We start from the raw sequence: 23653 nt of genomic DNA, 5'->3' as shown, positions 1-23653 counted from the left end.
CCCGTGTGCAGGCCACCCCGTCACTGGATCCGGCCAGGGTAAGGACCGGACCCGCCCAGGTGTGCACGGGGGGTGACACCTGAACACTGCTCGCGCCAGCCGGCGACCCGCAGAACACACCTCACGCCGCCCCCGGCCCGCCCGAAGGCGTCACGACCAGGGGCCGGCGTCCCGCAACAGGATCAGAAGGGAGGCCAGGACGACGGGCAGCATCCGCTCTGCCCGCGAGCGCCGGAAGACGTGGCGCAGGGCCCGGTCGGTATCGTCGCGATGCCCTGCGCCCTCCATGATCAGGCCTCGTCGCCGCCGAGCAGACCGTCAAGCAGCCCCCCGCCGGTGCCGTCATCCAGCAGACCCGCGCCGGTCAGCTCGCCCAGCAGGCCGTCGTGCCCGGTGACATCCCCCAACAGGCCGCCATCCGCGACGAGGTCCCCCACGACCCCGTCAGAACCGGTCACATCGCCCAGCAGGCCCGAGTTGCCGGTCACATCGCCCAGCAGGCCGCCATCGGCCAGGACCGGATCGAGGATACCGTCTTCGGCGCCGAGGCTGGCGAGCAGTTCATCGACCGCGCCGCCTTCGCCCAGGACACCACCCAACAGGCCGCCCTCACCGCCGAGCAGGCCGCCGTCGCCGCCCAGCAGGCCACCGACCAGACCTTCGTCCCCCAGGACACCGTCCAGCAGGCCAGCCTCACCGCCCAGCAGACCGCCGACCAGACCTTCGTCCCCCAGGACACCGTCCAGCAGGCCGCCGTCGCCGCCCAGCAGGCCACCGACCAGACCTTCGTCGCCCAGGACGCCGTCCAGCAGGCCGCCGTCACCGCCCAGCAGGCCGCCCAGAAGGCCCTCGTCGCCGAGCAGGCCACCCAGAAGACCGTCATCCGCCGGGGCGGCCTCGCCGCCTTCGCCCAGCAGGCCCGTCCCCAGAAGGCCGCCCACCACGCCATCGGCGCCGGTCACGGGCGACAGCAGGCCGTCACTCCCCAGAAGCGAGCCGACCAGACCTTCGGAGCCGGTCACGCTGCCCAGCAGGCCGCTATTGCCGGTCACATCGCCCAGCAGGCCCCCATCGGCCAGCAGCGGATCCAGCAGGCCGACCTCGGGGCTGACCACGCCATCGCCGATCAGCGGGGTCCCGACCAGGCCGGTCACCGTCCCGCCCAGCAGGCCGCCTGCCCCCAGCAGACCGCCCAGAAGGCCGTTCGATCCGGTGACAGGGCCCAGCAGGCCGCCATCTGCGGTCAGACCGCCCAGCAGACCCTCGGCGCCGATCAGCGGGTCAAGCACGCCCTGCACAGCGTCATCGCCGCCGCCATCGCCGCCACCATCACCGCCGCCGTCGCCGCCACCATCACCGCCGCCGTCGCCGCCGCCATCACCGCCACCGTCGCCGCCGCCATCACCGCCACCGTCGCCGCCGCCATCACCGCCACCGTCGCCGCCGCCATCACCACCGCCGTCACCGCCACCGTCGCCGTCACTGTCGCTGGAGCCACCGCCCCCACCCAGGGCTGCAAGACCAAGGATGCCCGCACCGGCCATGGCCGCCAGACCTTCATCCGAGATCGCACCGCCAAGACCCTCGGCCGCCACCTCTTCACCGTCGAAGATCAGGCTGTGAATGGATTCGTTGGGGGTATTGCTGTAGTAATCCTCGACGAGGATCTGCTCACCGTTCTTCATGTAGATCATCAGATCCGTGCCATCCCGCCCGTAGCGTTCGACATCGATCCGTTCCGCGTCGATCTTGACCGGCACCGCATCGCCAGCCTGAATTTTCGTAATAGCCATTTTAACCACCTCTCATAGCTTTGGGCCTGACACGCCCGCTCCCAGCACAGCACACACGACACACATCCATGCTTAAGGCTGTTTAACACATACTTTCGAGATAGCATCAAGAGGTTTTGCGGCCTGCCCCACCCCTGCGCTCAGGCCCGCCGCATCTCGGAGGCATGACCCAGAAGGGCCCGACCGGACCTAAAAACACCCAAGACCCACAATAAATTTTTAATTTCAGATAGATAAACAGCTCCCCCAAACAAATCCCGCTCACCTCTCGCCGCCCCGACCTCCAGCCTCGCCCCAAGCTGCCACAAAACACCGGCGAAAACTCAGGCAGTCTCAGCGCGCAGGAATACATACTTCAGTAGTAATTTCCGCTCCACGCCGCCTCAGACAAACGTCCCCCCGGCGAATCTTTCTCGGCTCTATTGTCCTCGGCGCCAGGGAGCGGCATTAAAGCCGGGGGGCATCCCCACTTTCGCCCATGATGGGCACAACGAAAGGAGGCAGGCTCTCATGACATCCGACCGCCCCGCCCCGCAGCAGGACCGACCGGCGCGCCCGGATCCGGCCCGCGTGCCTGAGGATCTGCGCCCCCTTGCCGCCGCCTCTGTGCGGCCGCTGTTGCAGACCGTGGCGCGGATGATCGCCACCGACCGGCGGGCGGTGGTGCTGGCCTCCGACCAGGCCGAGATCCTGCTGGCCAATGCCCCGGCCAATCAGATGTCCCTCGACACCGAGGCGCTGACAACCCTGTTCGACTGGCCCGCCTGCGTGGCGCGCGCCCGCGCCGCGGGCAGCGCCCAGCTGTCGGGCACCCGCGCGGGCCAGCCGCTGGAAGGCGAACTGGTGCATCTGCCGCTTGGCCCTGCCGACGGCTATCTGCTGCGCCTGGCGGAAAGCGAGCACGAGGCCGTCTGGCTGCGCAACCGGGCGCGGTCCGCCACGCTGATGCGGGTGGCCCATGACCTGCGCACCCCGATCCAGTCCCTGCTGGCCATCGCCGAAAGCGGCGCCGGAACCGGCGGGGCGGGCAGCGCCGACCAGATGCGCCGGGCGGCGGAACTGGCGCTGGATCATATCGACAACGTGCTGAACGTCATTCGCGGCGCCAGCGGCGTGGCCGGGCTTCAGCCCGACGAGGATTTCTGCCTGACCGAAGAGCTGCGCAGCCTGCTGGCCATGGTCGCCCCGATCCTGCGCCAGCGCGGCGCCGAGATCGCCGTTGCGCTGGATCCCGCAGAGGATGTCTGGCTGCACGGGCCGGTGCGGTTCGTCCGCGCCCTGTTCCAGAACATGATCGACAATTCGGCGAAATACGGTGGCGCGCGCGTCGATATCCGCCTGACTTGCATGCCCGAGCCCCAGGCCCCGGGCGCCAGCGCCCCCCGGGTCACCGTCACGCTGGAGGTCCGCGACCAGGGCGGCGGTCTGCCGCTGGAGCGCAAGGCGCAGCTGAACGAGGCCCTGGGTCAGTCGGGCACCATTGCCCTGCCACCGGTGGCCCATCCCACCGACAGCCGCCCCTCGGCGGGGCTGAACGTGCTGGCCCATGCCCTGCGACAGCTGGGGGGCGAACTGGCCGTCTTCGACCGCGCCCCGGACGGCAGCGCCCTGCCCGGCAGCGCCCCCGAGGGCAGCCAGGTTCTGGGCACCATCCTGCGCGCCCGCTTCAGCCTGTCGGCAGGCACGCCGCGCAGCGCCCCGCCGCCGCGCGCCGCAGAGGCACCGCGCGGCCCGGCGCCACTGGCCGGGCTGACGCTGCTGATCGTCGAAGACAGCCCCTCCAGCCGGGACTGGCTGCTTCAGGTGCTGCGCGCCTCCGGCGCCCGCGTCCACCCCGCCGGCAACGGCATGGAAGCGCTGGCCCTGCTGGACCGGGAAGAGATCCGCGCCACCCTCGACCTGGTGCTGACCGACATGACCCTGCCCTATATGAACGGCTTCGAACTGGCCCAGCGGATCGGCGCCGCCCGGGCTTCGGGCGCACTGGACTGGCACGGGCCGGTTCTGGGCCTGACCGCCCATGTGGACGACCGGCTGCGCCAGGCCTGCGAAGAGGCCGGAATCGTCAAGGTGCTGGAAAAACCCATCCGCCCGGCGGCCTTGCGCACCGCCATCCTGGAAGCCCTAAAGGCCCCCGGCACCCCGGCCGAGGCGCCGGATCCGGCCGAACCTTCCGCCGACACCACGGGCGCGCTGGCCCGTCCGGTGGTGAACGAACTTCTGGACCAGTTCGGCCCCAAGGGCACCCGCGACTTCATGACCCGCGCCCGTGACGAGGCCGCCGAGGTCGCCCAGGGCCTGCGCCGCAGCGGTGTGCAGCCCGACACCGGGCGACGCCTGCACGCCGCCACCGGCGCCAGCAGCCTGACCGGGCTCAGCCGCCTGGAACAGGCGCTGCGACAGCTGGAACTGGCGGTGGAACGCGGCGAGACCGACCTGACACCCCTGACCGAAGCCCTGGAAGCGGCGCTGCGCGACAGCAGCCAGGCGATCGAGACGCTGACCGCAGGGGACGGCTGAGAGTGTTGCAGCAGCACCGACCCGTGCTATAGCTCGGGCTTCAGATCGCTGGCCCCGGCGCCTCGCTCTCTGTTGCGGCAGACCCTTCCGAGAAGAGCAAAGACATGACCACCGATACCCCGTCTCCCCTTCGCATCCTGGTCGCCGACGACCATGTGATGGTCCTTGAGATGTTCGAGCAGTTCCTGTCGAACCAGCCCAACATGGCGGCCCAGACCGCGCCCGATCTGGCGGCGGCCCTGGCCAGCATGGACAGCGACGGGCCCTTCGACCTGGCGCTGATCGACCTGAACATGCCGGGCATGGAGGGCACCGCCGGGCTGCGCAAGGCGATGGAACATAACGCGGACAAGCCGGTCGCGCTGCTGACCAGCAACCCCACCCCGGCGGTGGTGTCGGACGTGTTGCAGATGGGCGCCGCCGGTATCGTGCTGAAGACCACCAGCCTCAAGGACCTGGCCAATGAGGTGCGCTTCATGGCGGCGGGGGGGCGCTATATCCCGGTCGAGCTGATCGAGACCGGCCCGGTGCGCACCCGCTCGCGCGAGGCCACCAGTTCGCCCCTGTCGGCGCGCGAGACCACGGTGCTGGACCTGCTGGGCGAGGGCAAGTCGAACCGCGAGATCGGCGCCGACCTGTCGCTGGCCGAGGCCACGGTGAAGATGCATGTGAAGTCGATCTGTTCGAAACTGGGCGCCAGCAACCGCACCCAGGCGGTGATCGTGGCCCAGGATCTGGGCCTGATCTGACCCCCAGCCCCGCCGCGCCCTGCGGCGCGGCCTCGGGGCAGCGGATCAACAGACCCGATCACGCGCCCCGATCAAGAGGCCGGCGCGTTCTGGATCAGCACCTCATGGATGCGCAGCGGCCCGGCCTGACGGGGCAGGAAAAAGTCGCAGGCGCCCAGCACCTGCAACATCCCCTCGTCCTCCCACAGCTCGCTTTCCAGCGCCAGGATCCAGACCCAGGGCGCCAGGCGGCGCAGCGAGAAACAGAAATCGGCGGCCTCTTCCGGCGCGCCGAAGACATCGGTTTCCACCACCACCGCATCCAGATCAATCCCCCGCTCCAGCACCAGGGCCAGCGCTTCGGCGGCGGTCGGGCATTGGGCCAGCTGTGTTTTCAGGCCCGAGCCCGGGAAGGAAAGCGCCTGCGGCACCTCTTGCCAATCCGCGAGGATCAGAACATCGCGGGCCGGCAGCCCCATGGGCAGCGGCGGGGCGCCTGCCATGGCTTCGGGACGGGTACGACGGGACAGGAACATGGCAGGACTCCGCAACGCAGGGACGGGACGCGCCGCAGGCGCATTACCACCTTACGTATTAGCCTCCAACTTTCAACCAATACTTTAGAATATGCCCCTTAGAAACGTGTCGCGATGCTGATCCCGAAGGCCTGGGCCCGATCCCCGCTTTGCCGTTCAATCGGTGTCGCGAGATACAGCGACACCGGCACCTGGCCGACATCGAAGCTGACCGAGACCCCGGCGCTGCTGCGCAGATGGAAATCATCGTCGATGCTGCCGCCCAGGGTGTTCTCCAGCCCCCAGGCGCCGCCCATGTCGACGAAGACCCCGCCGCGCAGCTCGCGCCCGCCAAGCGCGGCAAAGTCGCGCTGCACCTCCAGCGAGGCCACGGCGTAGTTCATCCCCCCCAGGGCATCCCCCGCATCGCGGGGGCCCAGGCCCCGGGGCGCGAAACCACGGAAGCTGGCGGCGCCGGGATAGAAGCGGTCGATGGCGCGGGTATCGTTGCCTTTGGCGCCCCAGACCGCCCCGGCGTCCAGCCCCGCCAGCAGCCGGGTGCCTGCGCCCAGGGGCCAGCGGGCATCCAGCGCCAGGCGACTGTCCAGCAGGGCCTCGCCGCTGCCCAGGTTCCAGGCATATTGCGTCAGACGCACCGCATAGGCCGCCTGCCCCTCTTCCGGCTCGGGGGTGCGCCATTCCAGGCTGGCCCGCAGATAGGGCGCCTCGATCCAGTCGGTTTCCTCGGCCAGCAACAGGGCACTGGCCGCCGGATCGACGTCGAACATGCGATAGCCGCGATAGCCCAGGCCCAGCTCGGCCCGCAGCCCCGGCGCGGGCGTCCAGGCCAGGTAGGGCTCGATCCGGGCCCCTTCCTCCGCATAGGCCGCATCGTCATAGTCCGACCGCAGCCCGTAGAGGTCGAGGCCCCAGTCCAGGCTCTCGCCAAAGGCATCGGCCCGGTAGAGAGAGCCCTTCAGCCGCGCCGCCTCGGCGTTGTAGCTGAGGCTGAGCGCGCCGTAGATGTCGGGCAGCAGATTGTAGCGCTCGAAGGACAGGCCAGCCATGCCGCCCGCCTCGCTGTCCCATTGAAGCGTCGCTTCGATCCGGCCGGGGCGGCTATTCAGCTCGACCACCTCGATCACCAGCACCTCGCCCTCGCGCAGGACCGTGACCGTCTCGAAGACCCCGGTCAGCATCAGGCAGCTTTCGATGGCGCGCAGTTCCTCGTCCCAGTAGTCGATGCCGGGTTCCACGCCACAGGTGGCCTGGATGTCGGCCTCGGGGATGAACTGGGCGCCGCGCACCTCGACCGCGCGCATCACCGGCGCCGCGGCGGCGGGATCGGGCAGCACGACAGCCAGGCTCCACAGGCCGACAGCCGTCAGCGCCAGGGCGCTGGCAAACACGGTGCTGGAGCGCAGGGCGCGCGGGGTCCCGCGCCCGCCCTCGGGCAGTTCTGGCAGCAGATGCACGTCTTTCTTCCCTATTCTGGGCCCGCGCGCCCCGGGGCAGATCCGGGTTGGCGGCCTGTCGTCTTCTTCGGGCGCATCCCCGCGCCCCGATCCCTTAGCGCAGCCGCGCCTTCAGCAATGGCCGGGTCAGATAACTGAGCACCGACCGGTTGCCGCTTTCGATATCCACCTGGGCCAGCATCCCCGGTCGGATGAAGAACTGCTCGCCATAGCGTTCCAGATAGCCCGCCTCGGTGCGCACCATGACGCGGTAGAAATCCTGCGGCCCCTGCGGCGTGTCCTCTTCCACCGTATCCTCGGAGATCTGAGTGACCGTGCCGCGCAGATCGCCATAGGTGGAAAAGTCATAGGCGGTGATCTTCACGCTGGCGGGCATCCCCGGGGCAATGAAGGCCACGTCGCGGGGCATCACCTTGGTCTCGACCAGCAGCTGGTCGTCGGTGGGCGTGATCTCCATGATCGGTTCGCCCGGCTGAACGACCCCGCCCAGGGTGGTGATGTCGATGTTGTTGACCCGCCCCGACACGGGCGAGCGGATCTCGGTCCGGGTGAACTCGTCCTGCTTCTGGACCAGGTCCTGTTCCAGGGTGGTCAGCTTGGCGCGCCGCGTCGCCAGGTCCTTGTAGGCATCCTGGACATAGGCGTTGCGGGTCTCGCTGATCTTGCCCTGCAATTCGGCCAGCCGCTGTTGCAGTTGCAGCAGGTCGATCTTGCTGACCGATCCGCTTGCGGCCAGCGGGCTGGTGATGTCGATCTGCTGCTGGATCGTGTCCTGTTCGGCCTGAAGCGCCGACAGCGAGGCCTCCAGCTTGGTCCGGCGGGCATGGAACAGACGCAGCTCGGCCGCCTCGGCCTCGCTTGGGGTGGCGCCGAAATCCAGCGCGGGCTGCTCCAGCACCTCGGCCTCCAGGCGGGCCACCTCGGCGGTCAGCGCCTCGATCTCGCCCCGGGTGGCGAGGAAGGCCGCCTCGGACCGGGTCGGGTCAAGCCGCGCCAGCAGCTGGCCCTTCTGCACCAGCTCGCCCTCCTGCACCGCCAGCGAGGACAGGATGCCCCCTTCCAGGCTTTGGATCGTCTGCATCCGACGCACCGGGATCACCCGGCCGTCGCCGCGGGTGATCTCGTTGATCTGGGCGAAATGGGCCCAGGTGATGGCCAGAATCAGGCTGGCGACGATCAGCTGGATGGTCATCCGGGCACGGCGCAGGGTCTGGCGCCGATAGCTGCCGTCCACATGGCTGGTCTGGGTGACGTCCGCCTGGGTCATTGCACCGCCTTCACCGGGGTCTTCTGGGCCGAGTTCGCCCGCGCGGTGTTCAGGATCTGCATCAGGTCGCCATCCCGTGCCACCTTACCGTCCTTCAGCACCACGGCGCGCTCGGTCAGGGCCAGCAGCTCGCGCTTGTGGGTGGAAATGACCGTGGTCCGCCCCTGCAGCCAGGTCTTGAGGTACTTGATCACCTGCGCCTCGGTGACGTGATCCAGCGCCGAGGTCGGCTCGTCCAGCAGCACGATGCGCGGGTCCTGCAACAGGATACGCGCCAGGCCGATGGACTGCCGCTGCCCGCCCGAGACATTGGCATTGCCATGGATCACCAGGTCAAGGCCGCGCACATGGCGGCGCACGAAGGTGCCCAGGCCGACCGCATCCAGCGCCGCCAGCAACTCGTCGTCGGAATGCAGGCCGTGATCCAGCAGCAGGTTGTCCCGCAGGGTGCCGTGGAACAGCGCCACGCTTTGCGGCAGATAGCCGATCTGGCGGCGACGGTCGATCGGATCGACCTGGTTCATCGCCAGATCATCGACCAGCACCGTGCCGCTTTCGGGGTCGATCAGCCCGCCCAGCAGACGCAGCAGCGTGGTCTTGCCCGACCCGTTGCCGCCCAGCAGGGCAACCCTCTCGCCGCCCGCGACGCGCAGATCGGCGATTTGCAACACCGGCGGCGCGTCGCGGTCGTGACGGAAGACCACATCGTCCAGGCGGAAATCCCCGTCCATGTTGGGGGCGCGGACGAAATGGCGCCCCGCGGGGCGTTCCACCGGCAGTTTCATGATCCGGTCCAGCCCTTCCATGGCCGCGCGCACCTGCTGCCAGCGCGCCAGCAGGCTGGCCACCTGGCCCATGGGCGACATGGTGCGGGTGGCCAGCAGGGTGCAGGCGATCAGCGAGCCGACGGTCAGCTGACCGGCGCTGATCAGGTAGACACCGGCGATGATCACCCCGGCATAGGCCAGCCGTTGCACCGCATTGACCAGCTGGGTCATGAAGGTGGTCAGGTTGCGCGTCTTCACCGCCGTGGTCGCCATCGTGGCGTTCAGTTGCGAGTAAGAGCGTTGCAGCCGCCCTTCGGCGCGCGCCGCCTTCACCGTCTCGAGGTTCGAGATCGTTTCAAGCAACAGCCCGTTCAGCGCCGCCGCCTCGCGGGCGTTTTCGCGCGACGCCTTGGCCAGGCGCCCTTGCAGCAGAAGCCCCGGCAGCACGGTCAGCACCACGCCCGCCAGCACCACCCAGGCGACATTGCCGCCGATGTACCAGATCACGCCCAGGAAGATCAGCACGAAGGGCAGATCGCAGATCGCGGTGACGGTGCCCGAGGTGAAGAATTCGCGCACCGTGGCGAAGTCGCGCACCTGGTTGGCCATCACCCCGGTCGAGGCCGGCTGATAGGCCAGCTTCATATGCGCCACCTTGGCAAACAGCTGCGTCGACAGCCGCAGATCCAGGTCGCGGCCCGAGACATCCACCAGCGAGGCCCGCATCAGCCGCAGCGCGAATTCCAGCACGATGGCCAGGCCCACGCCGCTGGCCAGGATCCACAGGGTATCGAAGGCATTGTTCGGCACCACGCGATCATAGACCTGCATGGAAAACAGCGCCGTGGCCACCGCCAGCAGGTTGGCCGCGAAAGAGGCCAGCACCACGTCGCGGTAGATCCACCAGTTGTCCAGCACCGGGCCCAGGATCCAGTGCCGCCGGTCGGGCTTCGCCTCGGCCAGGCGGGCCGAGACGATATCGAGGGGTTTCGACACCAGCACGCGGCCGTCGTGGCGCGCCTCCAGCTCGGCGCGGGTCCAGACGCTGCGCCCGCCCGCCGCGTCGGGCAGGACCACATGGGCGCCCGCCTCGTCCAGCGCTTCGAGGATGACACAGCGATCCTCGGCCAGGAATAGCAGCACCGGCAGGCTGGTTTCCGGCAGGGACTTCAGCGGTTCGCGGCTGATGCGACAGCTCATGTTGGCCCGGCGCAGGGCGGCCTGGGCCTGGTCGGCACTCAGGCGCCCCTCTTCGTCGCGCGGCAAACCATCCGACAGCTGCGCCGCGCTGGTCGAAACGCCCTGTACCCTGCACAACTCGACCAGGCCCTGCACCAGGCGGTCTTGCGGAATGTCATCCTTCATCGGTGGCTCCCCTTCAGGTCGCTGCATTCTCTACGGGTCATCGGGCGGGCGCTGTGGCGACGATCAGCGCGCCCAGCACGCCCAGATCGCGCGCCGCCTGGTATTCGGTGCCCTTGCGTTCATCGCGGGTGTCGATCGCGTCGATCTGCGCGTCATAAAGGTCACGCCCCGTGCTCAGCAGGTCGATCAGCTCTCGCTGCCCGGCGGAAAACTGGTTCTCGTAGGTCTCGAGCACCCGTTCGGATTCCACCAGCTGCCGCTTCCGGCTGGCCTCGCTGCGGGTCAGAATGCGCAGCTGGTCCAGGGCGGTGGACACCGCGTTGCCCAGGTCGCGCTCGGTCGCGCGCAGGGTGTTGCGCGCCGCCTCGGCCTCCATCGCGGCGGCCTGAATCTGGCGCTGGCCGAACCCGCTGGAGCTGAGGTTGACCCCCGCCGAAATCCCGATCGAGGTGCTGGAGCGACCGCCGTTCAGGTCCTGCCGCCCCTCGGCGGCCAGTTCGATGGTCGGCAGACGCCGCGCCTTGGCGGTGCGGATGCCCGCCTCGGCCTCATCCGCCTCGGCCCGGGCGCGGATATAGTCGGGCGCCAGCCGCACGGCGGTGCGCACACGCCCCGGATCGGCATAGCGCCCGGCAAAGTTCAGCCCCGGCGGCGGTCGCACCGAGGTCACCGGCTGGCCCACCAGGAAGGCGATCTGCGACAGGGCCAGGCTGCGGCTGGCGCGCAGCTGCGACAGCTCGTCCTCGGCGCGGGCAATCTCCAGACGGGCGCGGGCCACCTCGGCATTGTCGCCGACACCGGCACGGGCGCGATCCTCGGCCTGACCGGCGATGCGGCGGGCGAATTGCATGTAGCTTTCGGTGCGCGCCAGCTTCTGGTTCATCGTCTCGACCTGAAGGAAGAACTGCGCCACCTCCAGCGTCACATCCTCGATCGCCAGCTTCAGCTCGGCCACCGCCTGGGCGCGCACATGGGTCGCCGCCTCGATCCGGCTGCGGGTCAGCCCCCAGTCGTACAGCAACTGCGTGACGCTCAGCGTGAGGTCAGAGCCGTCGCTGTCGCTGCTGCCCTCGCCCGACAGGCCGATGCTGGGATACCAGGCCTCTTTCTCGGCCTCGATGTCGATCGCGCGGCCCAGCACCTGCTGGCGCAGGGCCAGCACGCCCGGGTCGATCTGCGTCGATTGCAGCACCGCCTGTTGCAGGGACATCTGCGCCATCGCCGGGGCGGCAAACAGGACAGACCCTGCCAGCGCCCCCGCAAGAATGCGGCGCGAGCGGCGCGGGCCAATTCCACGAGACCTAAAACGACAGATTAATTCATTAACAGGATAAGCGAGAAATCGCCCAAATCCGGAGCGCAGCGACATTACGCCGCTACGGCGCGCAGATACGGAATGATCCGTCGCGCCATTTGACCCCAGGGTCAGCCTTTCAAACGTGTCACAACTCGCAACAGGGGAATTGGGTTTCGTCTTCACCGGCCCACTTACTCTAATCGGAGCCCGAGGCCAATCTGCACGCCCCGCAAGACACGCAGCGCATATCTCCCTTCACCAGGACAATTGCGTCACGAAATCATTACAAAGCAGCGCAGCCATTCAAGGCCGGGGCTTAACTCTCCTTCAAACAGGCGGCACACCGGTCACCGGCGCCTCCACCACTCGATACCAATTACAAGAGCCCTGAAGGACCGCCCCGTGAAAGTCGAAAAGATGCATGTTAATCAGGTGATTACCCGACGCCCCACATCATCCCGATCTTTCCAGCCACCTCATGAACCCACATCACCGACCGCCCCCGCACACAGGGAAAAGGCGGTGAACCCACAGAAACACTCGTCTCGAACCAATACAGCCCCAACCTGGGGCAAAAACAGTCGCGCAACGCGGCCTGAAAAAAGAAACCGGAAAGAACTCCAATTGCAAGGCGGCTTTTTGTGACACGCCTGCCGGAAACGCCTTCCGTTCGCTTTAGTTTCAGAGCATCCCTTCACGCCACAACGACAAAGATCCCGGTTACCCGGCCCCTTAACCAAACCATACCACGACGTCCAGTAGGTGCAACAAAGAGTTATCTTTAAAAGCCGCGCCCTATCGCCATTCGTTCATCCTCTGGGCAGGGCCTGCCCGGGAGAAATAAGGCAATTCCCGCCCCCTGCGCCGCGCCCCTGCCCGATCAGCCCGGGACGACAACGTTACGTCCCTAGTCAGACCGCGTCGTCGTCTCCGGCACCGGGCAACAGCCCGTCGATCAGCGAGCCGCCCAGATCCTCGACCGCGCCAAACAGCGTTCCGATCGCATTGTCGATCGCCGTATCGCCCAGCAGACCTTCGTGGCCTTCCGACGGACTCTCGGACGCCTCGGCCTCGCCAAGCAGCGCATCGAAGACGACCGAGCCGCCCAGGATCTCGCCTGTGCCCTCGCCCAGCAGATCGTTCAGCAGGCCGTCGATTTCCGGGTCCGCATCCTCGCCCTCGCCGCCGACCAGGGTTTCGACAATCCCCGTCGTGACCAGCCGCCCGCTCAGCGAGCTGAGATCGTCGAGACCCGCGAAGATGTCGCCCATGGCCTCCTGCGGCGCGTCGGCGTCGATGCCGAAGACATCCTCTTCCCCCAGCAACCCGTCCAGCAGATCCGGCGCGGCCAGTAGCCCGTCGCCAGCGCCACCCGACACCAGGGTATCGACAAAGCTGTCGACCTCGTCGACCTCGGCGGCCTCTGCCGTCCCCTCTTCCGATCCGCCACCGCCAAGCAGACCGCCCAGCAGGCCCGAGCCCCCGGTCAGACCGCCCAGCAGGCCGTCGTCCCCCAGGACACCGCCCAGCAGGCCATCGTCACCGACGACTCCACCCAGCAGACCATCGTCGCCAAGCACGCCCCCCAGCAGGCCATCGTCGCCGACGATCCCGCCCAACAGGCCGTCGTCGCCAAGCACGCCGCCCAGCAGGCCGTCGCCCCCCAGAGGGCTTTCGTCGCCGATCAGACCGTCCAGAACCGAATCGACCAGACCGTCTTCGCCCAGCAGGCCATCCACGACCGAGGGGATCAGCCCCTCTTCGCCCAGGACACCGCCGACGACGCCTTCGATCACCCCGGTTTCGCCGCTGAAGATGCCGGCCACGGAATCCAGAAGGCCGCCGCTGCCCGCCAGCCCGTCCAGCAGACCATCGACCAGGCCGTCGTCGCCGACCAGGCCGTCCAGAAGGCCTTCGCCCAGGCTGACGACAAGGCTGTTTTCGCCATAGACCAGGCCCAGCAACCCGTTTTCGCCGACGACCACCTCGACAACGCTGCCCAGGGCGCTGTCGTAATCAATGATGCCGTCCAGAAGGCCGCCCGAGCCCAGCAGGCCATCGACCAGGCCACCGTCGCCCAGGACGCCGGTCACGACGCCCTGCACCACACCGCCGTCGCCCAGCAGACCATCCAGCAGATCGTCGACCACGCCGTCTTCGCCCAGCAGGTCATCGACGACGCCGCCGTCTCCGATCAGCCCACCGACCAGCCCCGGGGCCTGCGCCTCCTCGCCCGCACCCTCCTCGGCGGGGACGGAAGCTGCCGGGGACTCGGCGCCGGGATCGGCGGCCGGCTCCACCCGGGCCTCGGCAGTCAGCCCCGGCGACCCGCTGGCCACCGGCACGCTGCCCAGCGAGGTCACCGCCCCGCCATAGCCCATGACGAAACTGCCCACGGCCTCGGCCACGGCGCCCGTGGCCTCTTCGTCCGTCTCCTCGGCATCGCCCGACGCCAGCTCCGGCTCGGCCGGGGGCGCCTCGGGCGCGGCCTCGTCCGGCGACAGCGCGGCCTCGGCAGGCGCGGAGGCCTCGGAGCCCTCGGCGCCGGGGGTCTCGACCGGAAGATCCGAGGTGGCCGCGAAGGCCGCCATGCCGTCGCCCGAGGCGCTTTGCATCGCCAGGTCCAGGCCTATGGCCCCGGCCGCCGCCATGGAAACCGCAGAGCTGGCCGGGCGCGCCGCATCGCGATCGCCCCGGGCAGAGGCCGTCAGTCCCCCCAGCGAGGTCTCGACCACCCGCGTCAGGGCCTCCGCGCCCTTGATGTCAGTCTGCTTCGCCAAGGCGGCCTCCAGGGACTTCGGCCAGCCTTCTGCGGCTGGCCTTGCAAGCTCGGGATCGCGCGACCGCAGAATCAACTTCGGCCGCTGGATCTAGTCATATCCTATAGTATGTATACCAGCCGACAAAAGCTCGCAATAGAGCAAAACACCGCCAAAGGACGGTGTCGCGGCGCAACTGATCCAGGACCGCCCCCGCGTCCCTCCCATTTGGGAGATTTGCCCGCCCCGCCCCTCTGCTTGCCTGCCGCCCATGTCCCCAACCCGGTGAAGCAGCCATGACGTTTTCCCATCCTCGCGCCGCGGGCGCCCTGCTGGCCACCCTTGCCAGCCTGACCGGCACCCCTGCCGCCCTGGCCCAGCAGGCCGGACCGCTATCCCTGCCCTATGCGACCGACTTCGCCGACCCCGGCGCGCCCGGCCCCTGGCAGGTGCTGAACGAAGAGGCGATGAGCTATGTCCGCGACGCGGGCGAGATCTATCAGATCGCCAGCGGTGGCAAGGCCAGCTTCCTGACCGAAGGGGCGGCGAATATCCACCAGATGACCCTGGCCCCCGAGGGGGATTTCGACATGCAACTGTCGGCCCGGCTCGAGGCCAAGACGGGTTATGAAGGTGTCTGGCTGGGTCTTTACGACAGTGCCGGAGCCTTCGTCGCCGCCCATCTGTCGATCAACACCAAGGGCTGCGGCAGCCTGATGTCGCTGTCGGTGGTCAACCGCCAGACCCTGCGCCTGAGCGAAGAGACAGAGACCACGCAGTTTGCCGATGACCTCTTCTCGAAGGGGCCGCTGATCCACAGCGTCTGCAACGATGAAAGCCGGGCCCGGGGGGATGCGCTGATCAGCGCCCTGGCCACCCAGGGGTTCACCCTGTCGCTGGAACGGCGCGGCTTTCTCTATGCGGCGCGGTTGCAGATGGCCGACCCGTCGGGGGGCGCGCCGATCGACCTGCGCAGCGCCGAGGTGGTCCGCCTGAGCGCCCCCGGCCGTCCGGCCTTCACCCTGGGCCAGACCAGCCGCGCCGGATCCGGCGAGAGCGTCGCCCAGTTCACCCGTTTCGCGATCACCGCGCCCACCTCCTGACCCGCCGCCCGCCGAAGGATCCCGTCATGCCCCGTTTCTCCCTCTCTGCCGCTCTGCTCTCGACGCTGGCGCTGCCCCTGCCCGCCCAGGCCCAGACGCTGCCACCCACGGCCCTGGTCGAGGCCTTCCTGGCCGAGCATGGCGCGCGGCTGACCCAGGGCCGCCCGCCCCTGCTGAACGACGCAGAGGCCAGCGCGCTGTACCTCGTCGACAGCCTGGCCCGCGACGGGCTGCAAGGGCGCCTGGGCTTCGATCCGGTCTACAACGCCCAGGATATCCAGATCACAGGGCTGCGGGTCTTCACCGACCCCGAGGCGCCGATCCTGCAAGGTGCGGCCCAGGTCTGGGTCGCCTTCGAAAACTTCGGAGTGGTGCAGGAAATGGCCTATACGCTGGTCGCCACGCCAGAGCACGGGCACTGGCAGATCTCGGATATCTACTCGGTCCAGGGCGGCTGGTCCCTGATGGATCTGGCGCGCCAGGCGGGCGTCGATCTGACCGTGCCCATGGGCCCGGAACGGACCTTGCAGGCAACCACGGCGCCGCAGCTGAAGGCGCCCGTCACCCCGGGGATGGAGGAAGGCGACCTGCCCGCCCATATGGGCAACGGGCCCGCCGCCGGGGGCGGGCGCGACCTGCTGATCATCCTCGACGCCTCGGGCTCGATGTGGGGGCAGATCGACGGGGTGGCCAAGATGACCACGGCGCAGCAGGCGCTGGCCGGGCTTCTGGGCGACCTGCCTGCCACCACCCGGCTGGGGTTGATGGCCTATGGCCACCGGCGCGAGGGGGATTGCACCGATACCGAACTGCTGGCCCCGGTCGGCGCCACCGCCGCCGCCCAGGTGATCGGCGCGGTCGAGGCGCTGCGGCCCCTGGGCAAGACGCCCATTTCGGCCAGCCTGGATCAGGCCGCCCGTGCCTTCGGCGACGGAGAGGCGCGCGCCCGCAACGTGCTGTTGATCTCCGACGGCCTGGAAACCTGCGGCGGCGATCCCTGCGCCGCCGCCGCGGCCCTGGCGGCCCAGGGCATCGACACCCGCGTCCATGTGGTGGGGTTCGATCTGTCGGCCGAGGAACATGCACAGCTGAAATGCATCGCCGAAGAGGGGCGCGGCAGCTACTACGCCGCCGACAATGCCGCCGGATTTGCCGAGGCCCTGGTGCAGGCCACGGCCGAAGTGGCCTTGCCGCCCGCCCCCATCCCGACGCCGCCGCCCGCGCCGCCCGCCCCTGCCGCGCCGGTCTTCGAGGAAAACTTCGACGGCCCCGCCCTCGACCCGGCCTGGCAAATCGAGGCGGAGGTGCCCGAGCGCATGGCCTTCTGGCCCGAGGGGCAGCTTTACATGGTCGCCGCGGGCAAGCGACAGCGCACCACGGATCCCGAGGCCAGCAATCGGCTGGTGCTGGATCAGCCCCTGCCCGAGGGCGACTTCGACCTGGCGGTCGCCCTGCGCCTGCGCTCGCAGACCCGACACGAGGCGGCCTGGCTGGCCCTCTACCAGGACGCCACCAACCAGCTTGGCGCCCGCCTGATGCAAGAGGTAAACGGCTGCGGTACGCAACTGGGCCTGTCGCTGATCCGCTACGCCGGGCCGGAGGGCAGCAAGCCCGAGGCGACAGCCTTTCACCTGCCGCTGTTCAATGACGGCGTGGTCAAGACCACCTGCAACGATGCGGGCCGGGCCGAGGCCGATGCGGTGCTCGCGGCGCTGGAACGCGACGGCGCCACCCTGCGCCTGAAGCGGCGCGGTCGGGCGATGACGGCGGCGCTGAGCATGGCCTACGACGCCCCGGACGGGACCCGCAAGGAGATCGCGGTGGAAACCGAGGCGCTGACCCTGCTGCGCGTGACCGGCCAGCCCAGCCTGCTGGCGGCCCAGGCCGCCAAGGGCGCGCCGGGCGAAAGCCAGGTGATCTACGACCGGTTCACCATCGAGACCCCGCCGAAGTGACCGGCACCGCCGCCCCGGCGGCGGCCGCGGCAGGCGCGGTGCCGGGGGCCTCTCGGGGTCCCCGCAGCCAGCCCAGTGGCCCCGACAGCAGCCGCGCCGACAGCTCGGACTGGGAATGCACCTCGATCTTCTGGAAGGCCTTCTTCAGGTGGCCGCGCACGGTGCCGGTGCCGATCCCCAGAACCTCGGCCGCCTCGACGGGCGAACGGCCATCGGCCACCATCAGCGCCACCTCGGCCTCCTTGCCGGTCAGCCCGTAGGCCAGCCCGGCCAGGGCGACGCGGTTGTCGGCGGTGATCTCGGCCTGGCCCGGGGCGCGCAGGACCAGCACCGAGGCCGGGCCGCGCCGTTGCAGCCGCGTCTGGCGCAGGGCGGCCGGGCTGAAGTGAAAGCCCACGGGCTGCCCGTCGTGCAGCACCGCCGCCTCACCCCCGGTCAGGGCAGGCGCGCCGCCCAGCAAGCGCCGGGTCAGCACCCCGGCCTCTTCGCCACCGGGAAACAGGGCCTGCACCCCGGCCTCGAAGGTCTCGTTGCAATGCAGCAGCGCGCCGTCGCTCGACAGGATAGCGACGCCGATCCCCAGCCGTTCCACGACCGATTGCAGCAGCACCCCCAGGGTCGCGCTCATCATCACCTGCCGGTTTAGCTCGAAGGACCGCTCCCAATGGGGCATCAGGCGGGTCAGCCGCTCGATCATCGCCGCCTCGTCGGTCTCGCCCTCCGCCTCGGCCTCCTGCATGATGCGGTACATCAGCTCGGTCCAGTAGGTCTCGTCGTCGATGGCGTGATAGCACATCTCGACCAGCTCGGCCGGGCTCTTCTGCGCGCCGCGGCCGGTCTCGCCGTTCAGGACCTGGCCCACCACATCGCTCAGGGTGGTTTCCCGGTGCTCGGGCGCGGGTTGCCAGTCGTGGTTCACCCAGTCGGTGATCTTGCCCGAGATCCCCAGGCGGCGTTCCTCCAGGAACAGGCCGGTGCGCGCGCCCTCGATCCGGGCGGGGGTGATCTCGGCCATGCCGATGCGGGTCAGCAGCCGCTCCATGGGCGGCAGAAAGCCCCCGTCGCGGGTCATCGGATCATCGGCACCATAGAGGATCGCGCAGCGGGTGCCGGGGCACACCTGCGCCCCGCGCGGCCATTTCCAGGCCGACAGGATGCCGGAAAAGATGTTGGACCAATAGGCCGAGGTTGGCATCGGCCAGCCCTGCGGATCCTCCAGCACCGCCTCGACCACCGCGCGGTCGTTGCTGATCACATCCGCCGGATGCTTGCGATCCTTCAGATGGGCGCCAAGGAAGGCGTAGAGGTGATGCAGCGACTGCTCATCGGGTTCCTCGGCATAGCCCATGCGCACCCGCACCGCCGAGAAGGCCTTGCCGAAGAGCGCAATGGAACGCTGGTTGGGCGGCGGCGAGATGAAGGCGATATGCCGGGCCAGATCCGGCCAGCTCTTCAGCACCTCCAGGGTCATCAGGGCGGTGATGTTGGGCACCACCACCAGGCGGTCCTCCCAGGCCACGCCCTCGAAGGTCTCGCGCAAGAGCAGGCGCAGATCCTCGACCGCCTGCGCCCATCCGCCCTCCAGCGGCAGATGGCCCAGGGGGCAGCGCCGCCCGGTGCTTTGGCCGTGGCCGCGGATATCGCCCGAGGCGGCCTCCCACCCGCGGTCGCGAAAGGCGCAGGCCAACTCTGCCAGCATCCCGGAATGGGTGGGCTGGCTGTGGCCCAGGAACACCGCGCGGCGCGGCCCGCGCCGCCGTCCGGGATCGCCACGCCAGCGGCGCATCAGAATGGGCTGGTCCTGGGGTCCGATCAGAAAAGATGTTTCCATGGCGGCAAATTACCAGCCGCCTGGCGCCGTCGCCTCCTCTGAACGGGGGGCATGGATCATTCGATATAGGCGCGGAAGGATTGCTGCGCGGCCTGGAACTCGGCCAGGATCTCGGGCAGCAGCCGATCCAGCGCGGCCTCGGTCGCATTCCCGCCCGACAGCCAGTCCTGGACCATGACATAAAGAACCTCGGCCTCGACCACGCAGCCCACCTTGGCATGTCGCGCCTTCAGATCCAGCAGGCTGGTCTGCGTGGCGGGGGTCAGGATGCGCAGCACCTCCTGTTCGACCTCCGCCGCCGCCCGACCGCCCGCGATGGCGCGCCCGGCGATCCGGAAGGCCGCGTTGAACGCGGTCGATTCCGTCTTCAGGTCGCGATCCAGCGGGCCCAGGCTGAACAGGCTCTCGGGCGCGATGGCCGCCCGGATGCCGGTGTCGCGCCCCAGCTGAAAGGCCCCGACGATGGTGAAAAGCTGGCCATAGCCCCCCTGCCCGCCCCGGGTGTCGCGCCGGGTGCGGGCGCGGCCCAGCCCGGCCTCCATCTGGGTGGTGCCGACGGCCATCCACATGGGCTGATCCGGCTGGCCGGGCAGCGGCCCCCAGAACTCGCTGTCCAGCAGCGCCCCCATGAAGGCCCCGACCCTCAGCTTCGTCAGCTCGGGCAGATGCGCCTCGATCTTCAGCATCCGTTCGGATTTCTGCAACTGCGTGCGGCGCTCGAAATCTCCGTCGCCGTCGATGGCCCGGCCAAATTCCACCTGCCGTTCCAACAGCTTGTCGGTGAAGCCCCAGCCATTGGCCCGGGCCAGCCGCACATAGCGCGCGCGCCGCCGCCCCTCGGTGTTCTCCAGCTTCTCGAAGAGAAAGAGAGAGGCGAAGGCCAGGCTGGTGCAGATCGTCGGCAGCACCGGGAAACTGTCGGCCCGGACGGCGGCGATCAGCAGCCACAGCATGGTGCCGAGGATGGCCAGCGGCGGCAGGCGTTTCAGCCAGTTGGGCAGACGGGCCCCGCCGCCTTTCGCCGTCTCGATGGGGGTGATGCGGATCGTCCCGTCAAAGGGATCCCAGTAACGTCTCTGGCTCATCTGGCACCTATGTCAGGCGGGTGTCGGGCACCGCCTGCACGGCGCGCGCCTCGGTTTCGGACAGGGTGAAATAGCGGGCCGGTTGCAGCTTCATCGCGCGCGCCAGCCAGCAGAAAGGAATCGCATCCAGCAGCGTGTTGAAGCGCTGCACATTGCCATTGTAGAGGCGCCGCGCGGCGCTGATCTGATCCTCGGTTTCCTCCAGGCTGCGCTGGAAATCGCGGATATTGGCGGTGGCGGTGATCTCGGGCGTATCCTCGGCATAGGCGACGAAGGCCCGCAGGGAGCGGCTCAGCACCTCTTCCGCCGCCGCCGCTGCCTCGGGTTCGGCCGGGGCGGCCATGGCGGCGGCGCGGGCGGCCATCAGCCGGTCGATCAGCGCGGTTTCATGGGCCATGGCCCCTTTCACCGCCGCGACCAGCGCAGGCACCAGGTCATGGCGACGCTTCAGCTGCACCTCGATACCGTGGAAGCCCGCATCGACAGCGGCGCGGGCCTGCGCCAGACGGTTCTGCATCAGGATCGCCAGCACGATCCCGAGCGCGATCAGCAGGACGGCGGCGATCATCGGCCCGGCCTCTCGGGTGCGCCCCACATCAGCCCGCCTCCGCCGCAAGCATCAGTGGCGTCACCTGCGCCCCCTCGCCCTGCGGCAGCGGCACCGCGAAATAGCCCGCGCGCATCCCGGCCGACAACGCCATCTTGGTCACCACCGCCCGCAGCTCTTGCGTGGGCGCAAAGCTGTCGCCAGGGAAGAAACTGTCGCCCGGAAAGAAGCTGTCGCCGGGAAAGGCGATCTTGCCGGACAGCGGCAGACGGCCCGAGAAGAACCCCGGCGCGGGCAGGAAACTGTCGCCGGGAAAAAGGACATCGCCGCCCCTGGCGCGGAAGGGCTCGGACAGGAACAGCCCTTCGACCGCGCCGCCCTCGACCCGGGCGAAGGCCAGGCCACAGCCCAGGGCCTCGGGGCTGGCCACCTTGAGCGACAGGCGCCTGGCCAGCGCCGCATGGACCTGCGGCCCCGCCAGGCCACGCAGCTTTGCCGCATCGGGCAGGACCAGGGCCAGGGCCCGCCCCGCTGCGGCGCGCGGCAGGCCCGGTGCGGCGGCGGCCAGCGCGGTCAGCAGGCTGGCCCCCGCAGAGTGGCAGAAGAAACGTCGTGTCGGCATGGGATCCTCCGAAGCTGTGATCTGGCCCCGGTTCTGCCCCCCATGCCTGCCCCGCGCCCCACCCATATGAGAGAGGCCCGCCCTCGGGCCGGCCCCTAGACCGGGTGCGATCCACGCGAAAGGAGGTTCAGATGAAGACACCCACCCTTGCCGCCGCCGCGGCCCTGTCCCTTGGCCTTGGCCTGGCGGGCCCCGCCCCGGCCCAGCAGACCCTCGCCCTGAGCGTCTGTCAGGACGGCGCGGCGATTCCCTCCGCCCAGATGGAGGCCAGCCTTGCCGAACTGCTTGCCGGTCCCTGGTCGATGAGCGCCACCGGAACCGGGCTGACCCTGGGCACCAACGTCATGGCCGTGACCCTGCGCGCCGCCGCTTCGGGGCAGCTGGTGATGGAGGGCGGCGGCGGGCCCAGCGTGCCGCTGATCCTGGTCACCGGCGCAGGCGATCCGCCCGTCGATGTCTCGGCCGAGGCAACGACCCCCTCTGGCCTGTCCGAGACAGACGTGCAGATCCTGACCGCCTGCGACAGGCCCACGCGCTATTTCTGGCAGGTCGGCAGCGGCAATCGCCGCAGTTGGGGGGCGCTGATGTTCTACGATCAGAACGCCGCGACCGGCTATATGGCCAATAGCGCCGGGGGCAGCCGCCGCGTGCTGCTGCAACGCTAGCCGCACAGGGCTCGACCCGCCATTGGCGCGTCGCATCATCATGTCGGGGGGGGGGGAGTGGTACCGCCTCCCCGGCTTGAACGGGGGACCTCTGGATCCACAATCCAGCGCTCTAACCAACTGAGCTAAGGCGGCACGTGAGGGGTCATCTACCCAGCCCCGTCAGCGAATGCAAGGGGCAGTTCACGCAAAAATTCACCCTGCCCGCCCGTCCTTCGCCGGGCCGCTTTGCGGGCTTTGAGAACTCTGTCGCGGGGCCACAAAAGAAAACGCCACCTTCGGGAGAGCATCCGAAGGTGGCGCCGGGACAAGATCCGGGCAACCCGGCTGTCATTCCTGTGTTCTGACTGTCCCCCGAGGGAGGGCGACTTGTCTGGAGGGTGGCCCGTTTGGGCCGAAGTTGTGTTCACTATGCTGCTCAATTATGGCAAGAATGTGTCCCTTGCCGCAAAAAAGACGCGCCCCGGGCCGCCCGGCGCCCCGCCGCCTGCCCTTGCCAAAGCCCGCCTGCCAAGGTAACGACCACGGATCTTTTCCGGAGCTTGGATTTCATGGGTATCGACACCGAACGCGACATCGAAGCAAACCTTCAGATCGGCCCCACCGACCAGGGCATGGTGCGCCTGTTCATCGACGCGGGCAGCATCGAGATCCCGATGGATTTCGAACCCGACGAGGCGCTGGAAATCGCCGAAGAGATCCGCGCCGCCGCCCAGGCCGCGCAGCAGGCGGGCGGCAAGAAGCGCCGCTAAGCCCCGCGCCTTCGCCCCCCTTCCCGCGCCGCCGGATCAGACCCGGGGGTCGCGCAGCCCTTGCAGCCGCCAGGCCGCATCCCGTGCCAGTTTGGCGGTGATCGCCTTGCGCCGCGCCGCCGCCAGCTTGTGTTCCTCGGGCATCCGCAGGATCTCGCCGCCGTAGGCATCGGCGATGATCAGCCCGCTGTCCTCGGGCAAAAGCTCGACCGGGAAATCCTGATCGACGGCCCAGAAGAAGCGGTCGCACCACTCCAGATAGCCCTGCCATTTGCCGTCCGACAGAAAGTCGGCGCGGCTGCTTTTGCATTCCACCACCCAGATCTCGCCCTTGGGTCCAAGGCCCATCACGTCCACGCGCTTGCCGCGCTCGGGCACGAATTCCTCCAGCGGGGCAAAGTTGTGGCCCTTCAGCAGACGGCAGACACCCCGCGCGATCAGCTGGCCGGGCTGCGGGGGAACGGGATCGGGGGACAGGGGGGTCACGGGCATGGGGGCATTCTGAACATTTAGTGAACATGCGCAAGTCCCTTTGGCCCCGCTCCCGGCCACCCTATCTGAAACGAGACGGGCCCCTTGCCGGGCGCCCGCCACAGCCGGGGGAGAG

19 protein-coding genes and 1 tRNA gene are annotated in these 23653 nt (G+C 69.0%); 6 read left to right on the top strand and 14 right to left on the bottom strand.

The window, feature by feature from the left end; translation table 11 throughout:
• Positions 1 to 150 precede the first annotated feature (150 nt).
• A complete protein-coding gene (locus ACRARE_RS16230; protein WP_432657500.1) occupies positions 151 to 288 on the bottom strand; it encodes a hypothetical protein in 138 nt (45 codons plus the stop codon).
• A gap of 2 nt (positions 289 to 290) precedes the next feature.
• Positions 291 to 1793: a BapA/Bap/LapF family prefix-like domain-containing protein gene (locus ACRARE_RS16225; protein WP_432657499.1), complete on the bottom strand. Its 1503-nt coding sequence runs from the start codon at positions 1791 to 1793 to the stop codon at positions 291 to 293.
• A 510-nt stretch (positions 1794 to 2303) separates the two neighbouring features.
• On the opposite strand from ACRARE_RS16225, the gene ACRARE_RS16220 reads away from it, so the two are divergent.
• Both ACRARE_RS16220 and ACRARE_RS16215 read left to right on the top strand, forming a co-directional pair.
• Positions 2304 to 4313: a hybrid sensor histidine kinase/response regulator gene (locus tag ACRARE_RS16220; protein WP_432657498.1), complete on the top strand. Its 2010-nt coding sequence runs from the start codon at positions 2304 to 2306 to the stop codon at positions 4311 to 4313.
• Positions 4314 to 4417: 104 nt separating this feature from the next.
• Positions 4418 to 5062: a response regulator transcription factor gene (locus tag ACRARE_RS16215; RefSeq protein ID WP_432657497.1), complete on the top strand. Its 645-nt coding sequence runs from the start codon at positions 4418 to 4420 to the stop codon at positions 5060 to 5062.
• Between the two features lie 71 nt (positions 5063 to 5133).
• Here ACRARE_RS16215 and ACRARE_RS16210 read toward each other — a convergent pair whose 3' ends face one another.
• The 6 genes from ACRARE_RS16210 to ACRARE_RS16185 all read right to left on the bottom strand — a co-directional run bounded on the left by ACRARE_RS16210 (position 5134) and on the right by ACRARE_RS16185 (position 14507).
• Positions 5134 to 5577 (bottom strand): hypothetical protein, encoded by a 444-nt coding sequence (locus tag ACRARE_RS16210; RefSeq protein WP_432657496.1) that lies wholly within the window; start codon positions 5575 to 5577, stop codon positions 5134 to 5136.
• A 98-nt stretch (positions 5578 to 5675) separates the two neighbouring features.
• A complete protein-coding gene (locus ACRARE_RS16205; protein ID WP_432657495.1) occupies positions 5676 to 7031 on the bottom strand; it encodes a BamA/TamA family outer membrane protein in 1356 nt (451 codons plus the stop codon).
• A gap of 94 nt (positions 7032 to 7125) precedes the next feature.
• Positions 7126 to 8298 (bottom strand): HlyD family type I secretion periplasmic adaptor subunit, encoded by a 1173-nt coding sequence (locus tag ACRARE_RS16200; protein ID WP_432657494.1) that lies wholly within the window; start codon positions 8296 to 8298, stop codon positions 7126 to 7128.
• Positions 8295 to 10430, bottom strand: a complete 2136-nt coding sequence (locus ACRARE_RS16195; protein ID WP_432657493.1) for a type I secretion system permease/ATPase — start codon at positions 10428 to 10430, stop codon at positions 8295 to 8297. The genes ACRARE_RS16200 and ACRARE_RS16195 overlap by 4 nt, the downstream gene beginning before the upstream one ends.
• 37 nt (positions 10431 to 10467) lie before the next feature.
• Positions 10468 to 11640 (bottom strand): TolC family protein, encoded by a 1173-nt coding sequence (locus ACRARE_RS16190; protein ID WP_432657492.1) that lies wholly within the window; start codon positions 11638 to 11640, stop codon positions 10468 to 10470.
• A 998-nt stretch (positions 11641 to 12638) separates the two neighbouring features.
• Complete coding sequence (locus ACRARE_RS16185; protein ID WP_432657491.1) at positions 12639 to 14507, bottom strand: hypothetical protein; 1869 nt, start codon at positions 14505 to 14507, stop codon at positions 12639 to 12641.
• Between the two features lie 275 nt (positions 14508 to 14782).
• Here ACRARE_RS16185 and ACRARE_RS16180 point away from each other — a divergent pair, with 275 nt between their 5' ends.
• Positions 14783 to 15589, top strand: a complete 807-nt coding sequence (locus ACRARE_RS16180) for a hypothetical protein (protein ID WP_432657490.1) — start codon at positions 14783 to 14785, stop codon at positions 15587 to 15589.
• Positions 15590 to 15615: 26 nt separating this feature from the next.
• Positions 15616 to 17544: a vWA domain-containing protein gene (locus tag ACRARE_RS16175; protein ID WP_432657489.1), complete on the top strand. Its 1929-nt coding sequence runs from the start codon at positions 15616 to 15618 to the stop codon at positions 17542 to 17544.
• Here ACRARE_RS16175 and ACRARE_RS16170 read toward each other — a convergent pair.
• The 4 genes from ACRARE_RS16170 to ACRARE_RS16155 all read right to left on the bottom strand — a co-directional run bounded on the left by ACRARE_RS16170 (position 17519) and on the right by ACRARE_RS16155 (position 21629).
• The gene (locus ACRARE_RS16170; RefSeq protein WP_432657488.1) at positions 17519 to 19330 is read right to left on the bottom strand and encodes a serine aminopeptidase domain-containing protein; all 1812 of its coding nucleotides are present in this window, start codon (positions 19328 to 19330) and stop codon (positions 17519 to 17521) included. The two genes, ACRARE_RS16175 and ACRARE_RS16170, sit on opposite strands and share 26 nt — an antisense overlap.
• Positions 19331 to 19431: 101 nt before the next feature.
• The gene (locus ACRARE_RS16165; RefSeq protein ID WP_432657487.1) at positions 19432 to 20460 is read right to left on the bottom strand and encodes a hypothetical protein; all 1029 of its coding nucleotides are present in this window, start codon (positions 20458 to 20460) and stop codon (positions 19432 to 19434) included.
• Between the two features lie 7 nt (positions 20461 to 20467).
• Complete coding sequence (locus tag ACRARE_RS16160) at positions 20468 to 21055, bottom strand: LemA family protein (protein ID WP_432657486.1); 588 nt, start codon at positions 21053 to 21055, stop codon at positions 20468 to 20470.
• 1 nt (position 21056) lies between these two features.
• On the bottom strand, positions 21057 to 21629 hold the full coding sequence (locus ACRARE_RS16155) for a hypothetical protein (protein ID WP_432657485.1): 573 nt from the start codon (positions 21627 to 21629) through the stop codon (positions 21057 to 21059).
• A 131-nt stretch (positions 21630 to 21760) separates the two neighbouring features.
• Between ACRARE_RS16155 and ACRARE_RS16150 the strand changes: the two genes are divergently transcribed.
• Positions 21761 to 22294, top strand: coding sequence for a hypothetical protein (locus ACRARE_RS16150; RefSeq protein ID WP_432657484.1), 534 nt, complete (start codon positions 21761 to 21763; stop codon positions 22292 to 22294).
• Positions 22295 to 22352: 58 nt separating this feature from the next.
• Here the strand turns inward: ACRARE_RS16150 and ACRARE_RS16145 are convergent.
• A tRNA-His gene (locus tag ACRARE_RS16145) sits at positions 22353 to 22429 on the bottom strand.
• 416 nt (positions 22430 to 22845) lie between these two features.
• Between ACRARE_RS16145 and ACRARE_RS16140 the strand changes: the two genes are divergently transcribed.
• On the top strand, positions 22846 to 23046 hold the full coding sequence (locus ACRARE_RS16140; protein WP_432657483.1) for a DUF6324 family protein: 201 nt from the start codon (positions 22846 to 22848) through the stop codon (positions 23044 to 23046).
• A gap of 36 nt (positions 23047 to 23082) precedes the next feature.
• Here the strand turns inward: ACRARE_RS16140 and ACRARE_RS16135 are convergent, their stop codons facing one another.
• On the bottom strand, positions 23083 to 23538 hold the full coding sequence (locus ACRARE_RS16135; protein ID WP_432657482.1) for an MmcB family DNA repair protein: 456 nt from the start codon (positions 23536 to 23538) through the stop codon (positions 23083 to 23085).
• Between the last annotated feature and the right edge of the window lie 115 nt (positions 23539 to 23653).

The organism is Pseudooceanicola aquaeponti (genome assembly GCF_050897975.1).
Taxonomy (GTDB): domain Bacteria; phylum Pseudomonadota; class Alphaproteobacteria; order Rhodobacterales; family Rhodobacteraceae; genus Pseudooceanicola.
This window is presented reverse-complemented; position numbering and strand designations above follow the sequence as displayed.